Annotated in this window: 10 protein-coding genes; all 10 read left to right on the forward strand. The window is 58.8% G+C overall.

Going from position 1 to position 13,675, the window contains the following annotated elements:
- The first annotated feature begins 36 nt into the window (after positions 1 to 36).
- The 10 genes from bamA (at position 37) to tilS (ending at position 13,425) form a co-directional block, all read left to right on the forward strand.
- Positions 37 to 2,424: an outer membrane protein assembly factor BamA gene (gene bamA / locus ACI77I_RS05900; protein WP_406997124.1), complete on the forward strand. Its 2,388-nt coding sequence runs from the start codon at positions 37 to 39 to the stop codon at positions 2,422 to 2,424.
- A gap of 45 nt (positions 2,425 to 2,469) precedes the next feature.
- The gene (locus ACI77I_RS05905) at positions 2,470 to 2,973 is read left to right on the forward strand and encodes an OmpH family outer membrane protein (protein WP_003172279.1); all 504 of its coding nucleotides are present in this window, start codon (positions 2,470 to 2,472) and stop codon (positions 2,971 to 2,973) included.
- Between the two features lie 3 nt (positions 2,974 to 2,976).
- Positions 2,977 to 4,032 (forward strand): UDP-3-O-(3-hydroxymyristoyl)glucosamine N-acyltransferase, encoded by a 1,056-nt coding sequence (lpxD, locus tag ACI77I_RS05910; protein WP_406997125.1) that lies wholly within the window; start codon positions 2,977 to 2,979, stop codon positions 4,030 to 4,032.
- Positions 4,033 to 4,143: 111 nt separating this feature from the next.
- On the forward strand, positions 4,144 to 4,584 hold the full coding sequence (fabZ, locus tag ACI77I_RS05915; protein ID WP_003172281.1) for a 3-hydroxyacyl-ACP dehydratase FabZ: 441 nt from the start codon (positions 4,144 to 4,146) through the stop codon (positions 4,582 to 4,584).
- Entirely contained in the window at positions 4,581 to 5,357 is a 777-nt protein-coding gene (gene lpxA / locus ACI77I_RS05920; protein WP_094950046.1) for an acyl-ACP--UDP-N-acetylglucosamine O-acyltransferase, read from the forward strand. Before fabZ ends, lpxA begins: the two co-directional genes overlap by 4 nt.
- A 2-nt stretch (positions 5,358 to 5,359) precedes the next feature.
- Positions 5,360 to 6,499 carry a lipid-A-disaccharide synthase gene (gene lpxB, locus ACI77I_RS05925; RefSeq protein WP_406979137.1) on the forward strand — a complete coding sequence of 380 codons (1,140 nt, stop codon included), beginning with the start codon at positions 5,360 to 5,362 and terminating at the stop codon, positions 6,497 to 6,499.
- On the forward strand, positions 6,496 to 7,128 hold the full coding sequence (gene rnhB / locus ACI77I_RS05930) for a ribonuclease HII (RefSeq protein ID WP_094950044.1): 633 nt from the start codon (positions 6,496 to 6,498) through the stop codon (positions 7,126 to 7,128). Before lpxB ends, rnhB begins: the two co-directional genes overlap by 4 nt.
- Before the next feature lie 214 nt (positions 7,129 to 7,342).
- Entirely contained in the window at positions 7,343 to 10,864 is a 3,522-nt protein-coding gene (dnaE, locus tag ACI77I_RS05935) for a DNA polymerase III subunit alpha (protein ID WP_094950043.1), read from the forward strand.
- A 129-nt stretch (positions 10,865 to 10,993) separates the two neighbouring features.
- Positions 10,994 to 11,941: an acetyl-CoA carboxylase carboxyltransferase subunit alpha gene (locus ACI77I_RS05940; protein WP_406997126.1), complete on the forward strand. Its 948-nt coding sequence runs from the start codon at positions 10,994 to 10,996 to the stop codon at positions 11,939 to 11,941.
- Between the two features lie 164 nt (positions 11,942 to 12,105).
- Positions 12,106 to 13,425, forward strand: a complete 1,320-nt coding sequence (tilS, locus tag ACI77I_RS05945) for a tRNA lysidine(34) synthetase TilS (RefSeq protein WP_406997127.1) — start codon at positions 12,106 to 12,108, stop codon at positions 13,423 to 13,425.
- Positions 13,426 to 13,675: the final 250 nt, after the last annotated feature.

A 13,675-nucleotide genomic window follows, 5' to 3' on the forward strand; every position in this document is an offset into this window, starting at 1 on the left:
GTTTGTTTATTGCCAGTTGGAATAAGAAAGGACTTCATGAAACGTCTGCTGCTAACTGCGGTTCTCACCGTATTGATGATCGCCGAAGTTCACGCCGAGTCCTTCACTATCTCCGATATTCGCGTCAACGGCCTCCAGCGGGTTTCCGCCGGTAGCGTCTTTGGTGCCTTGCCGTTGAACGTCGGGGAACAGGCGGATGATCGTCGCCTGGTGGAATCCACTCGTGCGCTGTTCAAAACCGGGTTCTTTCAAGATATCCAACTGGGTCGCGAAGGCAACGTCCTGGTCATCACCGTCGTCGAGCGACCTTCCGTCGCCAGTATCGAGATCGAGGGTAACAAGGCGATCTCCACTGAAGACTTGATGAAGGGTCTCAAGCAATCCGGCCTTGCCGAGGGTGAGATCTTCCAGCGCGCCACCCTTGAAGGTGTGCGTAACGAACTGCAACGTCAGTACGTTGCCCAGGGTCGCTACTCAGCGTCCGTGGAAACTGAAGTGGTCCCCCAGCCTCGTAACCGTGTCGGCCTGAAGGTCAACATCAACGAAGGCACCGTGGCGGCAATTCAGCACATCAACGTGGTGGGCAACACCAAGTTCGCTGATGACGACCTGATCGACCTGTTCGAGCTCAAGACCACCAACTGGCTGTCGTTCTTCAAGAACGATGACAAGTACGCCCGTGAAAAGCTCTCTGGTGACTTGGAGCGTCTACGTTCCTACTACCTGGACCGTGGCTATATCAACATGGATATCGCTTCGACCCAGGTGTCCATCACCCCGGACAAGAAGCACGTCTACATTACTGTGAACGTCAACGAAGGCGAGAAATACACCGTTCGTGACGTGAAGCTCAGCGGCGACCTGAAAGTACCTGAAGACCAGGTCAAGGCGCTGTTGCTGGTGCAGAAGAACCAAGTGTTCTCGCGCAAGCTGATGACCACTACTTCCGAGCTGATCACCCGTCGTCTGGGTAACGAAGGCTATACCTTCGCCAACGTCAACGGCGTTCCGACTCCGCACGATGATGACCACACTGTGGACATCACCTTCGTCGTCGACCCAGGCAAGCGTGCCTACGTGAACCGCATCAACTTCCGTGGCAACACCAAGTCTGCGGACGAAGTGCTGCGTCGTGAAATGCGCCAGATGGAAGGTGGCTGGGCGTCGACTTACCTGATCGACCAGTCCAAGACCCGTCTTGAACGCCTGGGCTTCTTTAAAGAAGTCAACGTTGAAACCCCGGCCGTACCGGGTGTGGATGACCAGGTCGACGTGAACTACGCCGTTGAAGAACAAGCGTCGGGCTCGATCACCGCCAGCGTCGGCTTCGCACAGAGTGCCGGCCTGATCCTCGGTGGCTCGATCACCCAGAACAACTTCCTCGGTACCGGTAACAAAGTCTCCATCGGCCTGACCCGAAGCGAATACCAGAGCCGCTATAACTTCGGTTATGTGGACCCCTACTGGACTGCTGACGGTGTGAGCCTGGGCTACAACGCCTTTTACCGCACCACTGACTACAAAGACCTTAACGTTGACGTTGCGAGCTATGCGATCGACAGTCTTGGTGCCGGTGTCAACATCGGTTACCCGATCAGCGAAACTTCGCGTCTGACCTTCGGCTTTACTGCACAGCAGGACAAAATCAAGACTGGTGTTTACACCACGGACGAGATTTTCGACTTCACGCGTCGCGAGGGTGATCAGTTCCTGAACTTCAAGGCTTCGGTCGGTTGGTCGGAATCCACCCTGAACAAAGGTGTGCTGGCAACCCGTGGTCATTCCCAAAGCTTGACTGCGGAAGCCACTACGCCGGGCAGCGACCTGTCGTTCTTCAAACTCGATTACCGTGGCCAGTTGTTCCAGCCGTTGAGCGATAACTACACCATGCGCCTGCACACTGAGCTGGGTTATGGCGATGGTTATGGTTCGACCAATGGGCTGCCGTTCTACGAGAACTACTATGCCGGTGGCTTCAACTCGGTGCGTGGCTTCAAAGACAGCACCTTGGGCCCACGTGGTACCCCAAGCCGTGATCAGGCTGTAACCGGTAACCAGGGCACCACCGTTGACTCCAACAATGACCCTCTGGCGTTCGGTGGTAACGTGTTGATCCAGGGTGGTGCGGAGCTTTTGTTCCCACTGCCATTCGTCAAGGATCAGCGTTCGTTGCGGACTTCGCTGTTCTGGGACGTGGGTAACGTGTTCGATTCCAAGTGTCAGCAGGTCACCAACCCGAGCGGCGTGAAGTCCCAGACTCAGTGCAACGACGTCAGCCTGAGTAACTTGGCCAGCTCCGTGGGTGTTGGTGTGACCTGGGTGACCGCGCTTGGCCCGCTGAGCTTTGCTCTGGCCATGCCGATCAAGAAACCGGATAACGCTGAAACCCAGATTTTCCAATTCTCCCTCGGCCAGACGTTCTAAGCGTCTGACCCAAGATAACGACAACGGATTCTGTAGGAGTACATCGTGCGTAAGTTGACTCAATTGGTTCTGCTGGCCACCGTGCTGGTAACCACCCCGGCCTTCGCCGAAATGAAAATCGCCGTCCTGAACTATCAGATGGCTCTGCTGGAATCTGACGCGGCCAAGAAATACGCCGTGGATGCCGAGAAGAAGTTTGGTCCGCAACTGACCAAGCTCAAGACGCTGGAAAGCAGCGCCAAAGGCATTCAGGACCGTCTGGTAGCCGGTGGCGACAAAATGCAGCAAGGCGAGCGTGAGCGTCTGGAGCTTGAATTCAAGCAAAAGGCCCGTGACTATCAGTTCCAGTCCAAGGAGCTGAACGAAGCCAAAGCCGTTGCTGACCGTGAAATGCTCAAGCAGCTCAAGCCGAAACTCGACAGCGCTGTGGAAGAAGTCATCAAGAAAGGTGCCTTTGACTTGGTGTTCGAGCGCGGCGCCGTCATTGACGTCAAGCCTCAATACGACATCACCCGCCAGGTGATCGAGCGCATGAACCAGCTGAAGTAAGCCATGACCGCGACTATCAAACTCGGCGAGTTGGCCGAGTTCCTGGGGGCCACCTTGAGTGGCTCCCCGGAGAAAGAAATCACTGGGCTAGCCACCTTGCAGGAGGCTGGCCCAGCTCAGTTGAGCTTCCTCGCAAATCCCCAATACCGTAAATACCTGGTCGACAGCCAAGCCGCAGCCGTTTTGCTGAAGGCCGCCGATGCTGAAGGGTTTACCGGGGATGCGCTGGTGGTGGCCGATCCTTACCTGGCTTACGCCCGGGCGTCGCACCTGTTCGATCCAAAGCCCAAGGCCGCGGGTGGTATTCATCCATCGGCCGTCATCGCCGATGATGCCCAGGTTGACCCTGCGGCCAGCATTGGCGCATTTGCGGTGATCGAGAGTGGTGCCCGCATTGCTGCCGGCGTCACCGTGGGTGCGCATTGCTTTATCGGCGCGCGCTGCGAAATCGGTGTTGATGGTTGGCTGGCGCCTCGCGTCACCCTGTACCACGACGTGCGTATCGGTGAGCGGGTAGTCATTCAGTCCGGCGCTGTGATCGGTGGCGAAGGTTTTGGCTTTGCCAACTCCAAAGGTGTCTGGCACAAGATTGCTCAGGTCGGCGGCGTATTGATCGGCGATGACGTGGAAATCGGCGTCAACACTGCTGTGGATCGCGGGGCCTTGGCCGATACCGTGATCGGTAACGGTGTGAAGCTCGACAACCAGATCCAGATCGCCCATAACGTGCAGATTGGCGATCACACCGCCATGGCCGCCTGCGTAGGGATCTCCGGCAGCACCAAAATCGGCAAGCATTGCATGCTCGCCGGTGGCGTTGGGCTGGTGGGGCATATCGATATTTGCGACAACGTCTTCATTACCGGCATGACCATGGTGACCCACTCGATTACCGAGCCAGGCGCCTACTCATCCGGTACCGCCATGCAGCCTGCGGCTGAATGGCGCAAGAGTGCAGCGCGCTTGAGGCAGCTTGACGACATGGCTAGACGCCTTAAACAGCTGGAAAAGCGTGTTGGGGACGTGACCCCTGGCGGTAATGCTTCATCAGAAGGCTGATACCATTTCCATATCAAGTGTGCACAGCCGCTAGACTGCCTCCTTGATTTGCTAGCGGGGCGTGCGTTTAGTCCGCCCGCCCCCAATCTTTATTACAGGCTTCCCCCCGAAATGATGGACATCAACGAGATTCGCGAATACCTGCCTCACCGTTACCCGTTCCTGCTGGTGGACCGTGTAGTGGACCTCAACGTCGAGGAAAAGCGCATTCGTGCCTACAAGAATGTCAGCATCAACGAACCATTCTTCAACGGTCACTTCCCTGCGCATCCAATCATGCCGGGCGTGTTGATCATCGAAGCGATGGCCCAGGCTGCCGGTATCCTTGGTTTTAAAATGCTCGACCTCAAGCCTGCCGATGGCACGCTTTACTATTTCGTGGGCTCCGACAAATTGCGCTTTCGCAACCCGGTCACCCCGGGTGACCAGTTGATCCTGGAAGCCAAGTTCATCAGCTGCAAGCGCCAGATCTGGAAGTTCGAATGCCAGGCCTCGGTGGACGGCAAGCCGGTGTGCTCCGCTGAGATCATCTGTGCGGAACGCAAACTATGAGTTTGATTGACCCTCGCGCAATCATCGATCCGTCGGCCGTTCTGGCCGCCGACGTTGAGGTCGGCCCTTGGTCGATCGTCGGCGCAGGTGTTGAAATCGGCGAGGGGACTGTCATCGGGCCACACGTGATCCTTAAAGGTCCGACCCGGATTGGCAAACACAATCGCATCTACCAGTTTTCCTCGGTAGGTGAAGACACTCCGGACATGAAGTACAAAGGTGAAGAAACGCGCCTGGTAATCGGTGACCACAACATCATCCGAGAAGGCGTGACCATTCACCGTGGCACGGTGCAGGATCGTGCAGAAACTACCTTGGGTGATCACAACCTGATCATGGCCTATGCGCACATCGGCCATGACAGCGTGATCGGCAACCATTGCATCCTGGTCAACAACACTGCGCTGGCAGGCCATGTGCACGTTGACGACTGGGCGATCCTGTCCGGCTTCACCCTGGTGCACCAGTACTGCCATATCGGCGCCCACAGCTTTTCCGGCATGGGCACTGCGATCGGCAAGGACGTTCCTGCATTCGTCACCGTGTTCGGCAACCCGGCCGAGGCGCGCAGCATGAACTTCGAAGGCATGCGCCGTCGCGGTTTCAGCGAAGAGGCGATTCACGCGCTGCGCCGGGCCTATAAAGTGGTTTACCGCCAGGGGCTGACGGTTGACCAAGCGCTGACCGAACTGACCGAGCCTGCCGCGTTGTTCCCGGAAGTCGCGATATTCCGTGACTCGATCCAGGCTTCGACTCGCGGCATCACTCGCTAATCATGGCTAGTCTGCGTATCGCGCTGGTCGCCGGAGAAGCTTCAGGCGATATTCTGGGCGCCGGTTTGATGCGGGCCCTCAAGGCCCAGCACCCTGCGGTGGAGTTTATCGGCGTGGGTGGCCCGCTCATGCAGGCCGAAGGTCTCACGTCTTACTTTCCCATGGAGCGTCTGTCGGTCATGGGGCTGGTCGAAGTGTTGGGCCGTCTGCGTGAGCTTCTGGCTCGCCGCAAGCTGCTGATTCAGACCCTGATCGAAGAAAAGCCTGACGTTTTTATCGGAATCGATGCGCCGGATTTCACCCTCAATATCGAACTCAAGTTGCGTCAGGCCGGAATCAAGACCGTGCACTACGTCAGCCCATCGGTATGGGCGTGGCGTCAGAAGCGGGTGCTGAAGATCCGTGAAGGCTGCGACTTGATGCTGACTTTGCTGCCGTTCGAAGCCAAGTTTTACGAAGAGAAGGGCGTGCCGGTCCGATTTGTCGGCCACACCCTGGCCGACACCATTCCCTTGCAGGCCGACCGCGCCGCCGCCCGTGCTGAGCTAGGCCTGGCCGACGGTCCTCTCGTCGCGCTGATGCCGGGCAGTCGTGGTGGTGAAGTGGGCCGTCTGGGGGCGCTGTTTTTTGATGCCGCCGAGCGCCTGCAGACGTTGAAGCCTGGCATACGTTTCGTGTTGCCGTGTGCCAGCCCGCAACGCCGTGCACAAATCGAAACGCTGCTTGAAGCACGCAACCTGCCGGTGACCTTGCTGGACGGTCAATCGCACCTGGCCCTGGCGGCTTGCGATGCGGTACTGATCGCATCGGGCACCGCCACACTGGAGGCCTTGCTCTACAAGCGCCCAATGGTTGTGGCTTATCGCCTGGCGCCGCTGACCTTCTGGATTCTCAAGCGTATGGTCAAAAGTCCTTACATCTCCTTGCCCAACCTGCTGGCTCAGCGTCTGCTGGTGCCGGAGTTGTTGCAGGACGATGCAACGCCCGAGGCGCTTGCGCAAACTCTACTACCCTTGATCGATGGCGGCGAAGAGCAGACCCGTGGTTTCGACGACATTCACCGTACCCTGCGCCGTGATGCGTCGAACCAGGCGGCAGATGCTGTGCTGACCTTGATCGGCCATAAACAGGAAGCCTTATGACGAAGCAAATGGGCCTGGATTTCAGCCTGGTTGCCCAAGCCCACGAACTGGTGGCGGGTGTTGACGAAGTAGGGCGTGGCCCGTTGTGTGGCGCAGTCGTTACGGCGGCGGTGATTCTTGATCCGAACCGCCCGATCCTCGGCCTCAACGATTCGAAAAAACTCACCGAAGCCCGTCGTGAAAAACTGTACGACGAGATCTGCGAAAAAGCCCTGAGCTGGCATATCGCTCGGGCCGAAGTCGAAGAAATCGACGAGCTGAATATTCTCCACGCCACCATGCTGGCCATGCAGCGCGCGGTGGAAGGCCTGCACATCACGCCAAAAATGGCAATGATCGACGGCAACCGTTGCCCGAAATTGGCAATGCCCTCAGAGGCGGTAGTCAAGGGCGATAGCAAGGTTCCAGCCATTGCCGCGGCCTCGATCTTGGCCAAGGTCAGCCGTGATCGTGAAATGGCCGCGTTCGAATTGATCTACCCCGGCTATGGCATCGGCGGCCATAAAGGCTACCCGACGCCCGTTCATCTGGAAGCCTTGGCTCGCCTCGGCCCTACACCGATCCACCGCCGTTCGTTCGCCCCGGTGCGTCAGGCTTACGAGTTGCGTGAGAGCCTCGGCGAGGTTTAGTCGCGAGGCTGATGTTTTGCTCAAGGCCCGGTACAATCCGGCCTTTAAAGCGTAGCGAGCGCCGGTAAGGCAAGGCGAGCAGCAGCGAGAAAGCGGAGTTGGCTTTAGCCAATGAGCATTTCGAGGCGCTGTTCAACGCAGCATTACCAAGCGCAGTAGCTTTAAATGCCGGATTTCCGGGTTTTGTTGTTTCTAAGTTTAAGACAGGATCACTATGCCGGCTTCATTCGTTCACCTGCGCCTGCACACTGAATACTCCCTGGTCGACGGCCTGGTACGGATCAAACCGCTGGTCAAAACCCTGGTGGGCATGAACATGCCTGCGGTAGCGGTGACCGATCAGAACAACATGTGTTCCCTGGTCAAGTTCTACAAGAACGCCATGGGCGCCGGCATCAAGCCGATTTGTGGCGCCGACCTGTGGCTGTCCAACAAAGACCCGGATAACCCCCTGAGCCGCATCAGCCTGTTGGCGATGAACGGCGTGGGTTATCGCAACCTCACCGAACTGATTTCCCGCGGTTTTATCGACGGCCAGCGTAACGGCTCAATCATCATCGAGCGCGAGTGGGTGGCCGAAGCGAGCGAGGGCTTGATCATGCTCTCGGCGGCCAAAGAGGGCGAGATCGGTATCGCGCTGCTCGGCGGCAACCCGCAGGAAGCCGAAGTGCTGGCCCGCGAGTGGATGGCGGTTTTCCCCGACCGCTTCTACCTGGAAGTCCAACGTACCAACCGCCCCAATGATGAAGAGCATCTGCACGCCGCCGTGGGCCTGGCTGACAAGCTGGGTGCGCCGCTGGTCGCGACCAACGATGTGCGCTTTATCAAGAAGGAAGATTTCGAGGCTCACGAAACCCGCGTGTGCATCGGCGAAGGCCGGGCCCTGGATGACCCGCGCCGCTCGAAGAACTACAGCGAAGAGCAGTACCTCAAAAGCGCCGACGAGATGGCCGAGCTGTTCAGCGACCTGCCCGAGGCCCTGGAAAACTCCGTCGAAATCGCCAAGCGCTGCAACATCGAAGTTAAGCTGGGCAAGCACTTCCTGCCCAACTTCCCGATTCCCGATGGCATGACCATCGACGAGTATTTCCGCAAAGTGTCCTTCGATGGTCTGGAAGATCGCCTCAGCGTTCTGCTGCCCAAGGACACCACTGAAGATTACGAGGCCAAACGCCAGGTCTACGTTGACCGGCTGAATTTCGAGCTGGATATCATTATCCAGATGGGGTTCCCCGGTTACTTCCTGATCGTGATGGACTTTATCCAGTGGGCCAAGAGCAACGGCGTGCCGGTAGGTCCGGGCCGGGGGTCAGGTGCCGGTTCGCTGGTGGCCTACGTGCAGAAGATCACCGACCTCGACCCGCTGGAATATGACCTGCTGTTCGAACGGTTCCTGAACCCGGAACGGGTTTCCATGCCCGACTTCGACGTCGACTTCTGCATGGACGGTCGCGACCGCGTGATTGAGTACGTGGCCGAGAAATACGGCCGCAACGCGGTCAGCCAGATCATCACGTTCGGTTCCATGGCGGCCAAGGCGGTAATTCGTGACGTGGCGCGGGTGCAGGGCAAGTCCTACGGCCTGGCGGACCGCTTGTCGAAGATGATCCCGTTCGAAGTCGGCATGACCCTGGAAAAGGCCTATGAGCAGGAAGAAATCCTGCGTGACTTCATCAAGGTTGATGAAGAAGCTGCCGAAATCTGGGACATGGCGCGTAAGCTCGAAGGTGTGGTGCGTAACGTCGGTAAACACGCCGGCGGTGTAGTTATTGCACCGACCAAGCTCACCGACTTCTCGCCGATTTATTGCGATGAAGAAGGCGGCGGCCTGGTTACCCAGTTCGACAAAGACGACGTTGAGGCCGCTGGCCTGGTGAAGTTCGACTTCCTCGGCCTGCGGACCCTGACGATCATCGACTGGGCGCTGAAGACGATTAACCGCGAGCGCGCTAAGGTCAACGAAGAGCCGCTGGATATCGCCTTTATCCCGCTGGACGACAAACCGACCTACCAGTTACTGCAAAAAGCCGAAACCACGGCGGTGTTCCAGCTCGAGTCGCGCGGCATGAAGGAGCTGATCAAAAAGCTCAAGCCCGACTGCCTGGAAGACTTGATCGCACTGGTGGCACTGTTTCGTCCCGGCCCGCTGCAATCGGGCATGGTGGATGACTTCATCAACCGTAAGCACGGTCGCGCCGAACTGGCGTACCCGCACTCCGACTACCAATACGAAGGCCTCAAGCCGGTACTGGCGCCGACTTACGGCATCATCCTGTATCAAGAACAGGTGATGCAGATCGCCCAGGTCATGGCCGGTTACACCCTCGGCGGTGCAGACATGCTGCGTCGCGCCATGGGTAAGAAAAAGCCCGAGGAAATGGCCAAGCAGCGCGGCGGTTTCATTGAAGGTTGCGCCACCAACAATATCGACGCGGACCTGGCCGGTAACATCTTCGACCTGGTAGAAAAATTCGCCGGTTATGGCTTCAACAAATCTCACTCCGCCGCCTACGGCCTGGTGTCGTACCAGACCGCTTGGCTGAAAGCCCACTACCCGGCGCCGTTCATGGCCGCGGTACTCTCGGCGGATATGCACAACACCGACAAGGTCGTGACCTTGATCGAGGAAGTGCGCACCATGAAGCTGCGCCTCGACGCGCCGGACGTGAACGCCTCGGAGTTCAAGTTCACGGTGAACGACGAAGGCCGCATCATTTATGGCCTGGGCGCGATCAAAGGGGTGGGCGAAGGCCCAGTGGAAGCCATCACCGAAGCGCGCCAGAATGGGCCGTTCACGGACCTGTTCGACTTCTGTGCGCGGGTTGACCTTAAACGCATCAACAAACGTACCCTCGATGGTTTGATCCGCAGCGGCGCACTCGACCGTCTCGGCCCGTATTTCCATGATGAGCCGAAGGCTTACCAAGCGAATATCGACCGCAACCGTGCAGTGCTGCTGACCGCCATGGAAGAAGCGATCAAGGCCGCCGAGCAGACTGCCCGCACCCACGACAGCGGTCACGCCGACCTGTTTGGCGGGTTATTCGTTGAAGAAGACGCGGATGTGTACGCCAACCACCGCAAGGCCAAGGAGCTGACCCTCAAGGAACGGCTCAAGGGCGAGAAAGACACCCTGGGCCTGTACCTTACCGGTCACCCGATTGACGAATATGAAGGCGAAATCCGCCGTTTCGCCCGTCAGCGCATTATCGACCTGAAACCGGCGCGAGACACTCAGACCGTCGCTGGCATGATCATCGCCCTGCGGGTGATGAAAAATAAGAAGGGCGACAAGATGGGCTTTATCACCCTCGACGACCGCTCGGGCCGGATCGAGGCCTCGCTGTTTGCCGACGCCTTCCATTCCGCACAGTCGTTGCTGCAGACTGATGCGATGGTGGTGGTGGAAGGGGAGGTCAGCAACGACGACTTCTCCGGCGGCCTGCGCCTGCGAATCAAGCGGGTGATGAGCATGGAAGATGCGCGCACCAACCTCGCCGAAAGCCTGCGTTTGAAGGTCAAGACCGAAGCCCTTAAGGGCGATCAGCTACGCTGGTTGGGTGACCTGCTCAAACGCCACCGTGGCGCGTGCCCGGTGACCATGGAGTACACCGGCAATGACGCCAAGGCGATGTTGCAGTTCGGGGAGACGTGGCGAATTGATCCCGCTGATGGCTTGATTCAAGCTTTGCGTGACCAGTTCGGGCGAGACAACGTCTTCCTCCAATACCGTTGACGGTCAGATATGTCTGATCTCGACTGAACATTTAATCTCGACCTAAACACGCCTCTCCCTTAAGGTAGGGCGCGAATAGACAACCGGCTGGCCAGGCACTCCTTGGCCGTCGACCCAAGACGGACGCTTATGAACCCGAATTTTCTTGATTTCGAACAGCCGATCGCTGACCTGCAAGCCAAGATTGAAGAATTGCGCCTGGTCGGCAATGACAATTCGCTGAATATCGGCGATGAGATCGCTCGCCTGCAAGACAAGAGCAGCACGCTCACCGAAGAAATCTTCGGCAAGCTGACCAGCTGGCAGATCGCGCGCCTGGCTCGCCACCCGCGCCGTCCGTACACCCTGGACTACATTCAGCACATCTTCACCGAGTTCGACGAGCTGCACGGCGACCGCCACTTCTCCGACGACGCGGCCATCGTGGGCGGTATCGCTCGCCTGGACGACCAGCCGGTGATGGTGATCGGTCACCAGAAAGGCCGTGAAGTGCGCGAGAAAGTTCGTCGCAACTTCGGCATGCCGCGCCCTGAAGGCTACCGTAAGGCGTGCCGCCTGATGGAAATGGCCGAGCGCTTCAAGATGCCGATCCTGACCTTCATCGACACCCCGGGTGCTTACCCAGGCATCGACGCCGAAGAGCGCAACCAGAGCGAAGCGATTGCCTGGAACCTGCGTGTCATGGCGCGCCTGAAAACCCCGATCATCGCCACCGTGATTGGTGAGGGTGGTTCCGGCGGTGCACTGGCCATTGGCGTCTGCGATCAACTGAACATGCTGCAATATTCGACCTACGCGGTGATCTCGCCGGAAGGTTGCGCCTCGATCCTGTGGAAAACCGCCGAAAAAGCGCCGGACGCTGCTGAAGCCATGGGCATCACGGCTGATCGCCTCAAGGGCTTGGGTATCGTTGATAAAGTCATCGCCGAGCCATTGGGCGGCGCCCACCGCGACCCGGCCGCCGCGGCCGCGACCATCCGCGCTGAGCTGGGCTCGCAACTGGCGATGCTCAAGAAGTTCGATAACGAGGCGCTGCTGGCCCGTCGTTACGAGCGCCTGATGAGCTACGGTCTCTAAAGTCGACGCTACGATCGTTCCCACGCTCTGCGTGGGAACGCCGGCTGGGGCGCTCCGCGTCCCGAGGGCGGTGCAAGGCTTGAGCCCTGCGCATAGGTGACGCGGAGCGTCACGCGATGCATTCCCACGCAGAACGTGGGAACGATCATGCTCGGGGTGCTTCGATGACATCGGTCCTATCTGCCAAACTTCTGCAAGCCCTGGCTCCCTGGCGCAACGCCTCGGCCTGGCATATCGCATTCTCGGGTGGTCTGGACTCCACCGTTCTGCTGCACCTCCTGGCCACCCTGGCAAACACCGACACCCTTCCAACGCTCAGCGCAATCCATGTCCACCATGGCCTGCAAGCTGCCGCCGACGCCTGGCCCAGTCATTGCCAAGCAGTATGTGACCGCCTGGGCGTGCCCTTGCGGGTGATGCGCGTGCACGTCCAGCCCGGCGCCAGCCTTGAGCGTGCAGCGCGTGACGCGCGTTATCAGGCGTTTAGTGAGGCCACCGGGGCAGGGGAGGTGTTGCTCACCGGGCAGCATCGCGACGATCAGGCTGAAACCTTGTTGTTTCGCCTGCTGCGTGGGGCCGGCGTGCGCGGGTTGGCGGCAATGCCCGCACATCGCCCTTTGGCGGGTGGCCACTTGGTGCGGCCGCTGCTGAAAGCCTCGCGTGCTGAATTGGAAGCCTACGCCCGTGAGCATCAGTTGGCCTGGATCGAAGATCCCTCCAATGCTGATCCACGCTTCTCGCGTAATTACCTGCGTCACCGTGTTTTCCCCGCGCTGACGCAGCGTTGGCCCCAAGCAGTTTCCAGCCTGGCTCGCACTGCTGAGCATCTGAGCGAAGCCCAAGGCCTGCTCGACGAGTTGGCGCGCATGGACCTGCAAACCGCCGATCAACCTTCGCCGTTTCCCTGGCTGGCTTTGCCGTCGCTGGTGCTTGCGCCATTGCGCGAACTTTCCGACGCCCGTCAACGCAACGTCCTGCGCCACTGGCTGACACCGCTGACCCGTTTACCCGACAGCGACCACTGGGCCGGCTGGTATTCCCTGCGTGACGCCAAGGGCGACGCACAGCCGCTGTGGCGCCTGGCCGATGGTCAGTTGCATCGTTGCGGCGAACGCCTTTGGTGGTTGCCCACCACTTGGTCGGAATTTTCCGACGCATCGGTGAGCTGGCCCTGCCCGCAAAACCCACTAGAGTTACCCGGCAATGGTCAGCTGAAATTTATCGGCAAGGCCCCCGAAGGCCCGTTTGTGGTCCGTTACCGCCAGGGCGGCGAAATCATTGAAGTGCCAGGTCGGGGCCGGCGTGACTTGAAGCGTCTGCTTAACGAATGTGGGTTGCCGGGCTTCGTGCGTGGCAGATTGCCGCTGCTCTATCAGGGTGAGCAATTGCTGGCTGTCCCAAGCCTTGCGGGGCTATGGGCCATGCCGCCGCGTGACTGGCAATTGGATTGGATGCCACAGACTTGCGATCAAGGTTTGAGCTGATAGAGCCTTTCCGGTAGACTACGCTCCCTTCTTGATACAACTTCTGTGGATTCGACTGAATCGCAGCAGTTGCCGATTACCAAGCAGTCTTTGCTGGGCGATTCCAAAAAATGTGTAGCGATCAACGTACCGGTGTTTCATTGCTGGTCTGTCACAACGCGGCGGTTTTTTTGAAAGGTGCACTGTGATTAATGCAGGTGATCGGGGGCTTCGGCCTTCCTTCGCTTTCCCCGGCGGCTCGGACCGCTTT

Origin of the sequence: Pseudomonas sp. D47 (assembly GCF_045447305.1) — a bacterium.
Classification (GTDB): Bacteria; Pseudomonadota; Gammaproteobacteria; order Pseudomonadales; family Pseudomonadaceae; genus Aquipseudomonas.

What these genes read in the sequence shown, in the direction of transcription:
- bamA (WP_406997124.1), top strand. Translation starts at nt 37, where the DNA reads ATGAAACGTCTGCTGCTAACTGCGGTTCTCACCGTATTGATGATCGCC.
- dnaE (WP_094950043.1), top strand. Translation starts at nt 7,343, where the DNA reads ATGCCGGCTTCATTCGTTCACCTGCGCCTGCACACTGAATACTCCCTG.
- ACI77I_RS05940 (WP_406997126.1), top strand. Translation starts at nt 10,994, where the DNA reads ATGAACCCGAATTTTCTTGATTTCGAACAGCCGATCGCTGACCTGCAA.
- lpxA (WP_094950046.1), top strand. Translation starts at nt 4,581, where the DNA reads ATGAGTTTGATTGACCCTCGCGCAATCATCGATCCGTCGGCCGTTCTG.
- fabZ (WP_003172281.1), top strand. Translation starts at nt 4,144, where the DNA reads ATGATGGACATCAACGAGATTCGCGAATACCTGCCTCACCGTTACCCG.
- lpxB (WP_406979137.1), top strand. Translation starts at nt 5,360, where the DNA reads ATGGCTAGTCTGCGTATCGCGCTGGTCGCCGGAGAAGCTTCAGGCGAT.
- lpxD (WP_406997125.1), top strand. Translation starts at nt 2,977, where the DNA reads ATGACCGCGACTATCAAACTCGGCGAGTTGGCCGAGTTCCTGGGGGCC.
- rnhB (WP_094950044.1), top strand. Translation starts at nt 6,496, where the DNA reads ATGACGAAGCAAATGGGCCTGGATTTCAGCCTGGTTGCCCAAGCCCAC.
- tilS (WP_406997127.1), top strand. Translation starts at nt 12,106, where the DNA reads ATGACATCGGTCCTATCTGCCAAACTTCTGCAAGCCCTGGCTCCCTGG.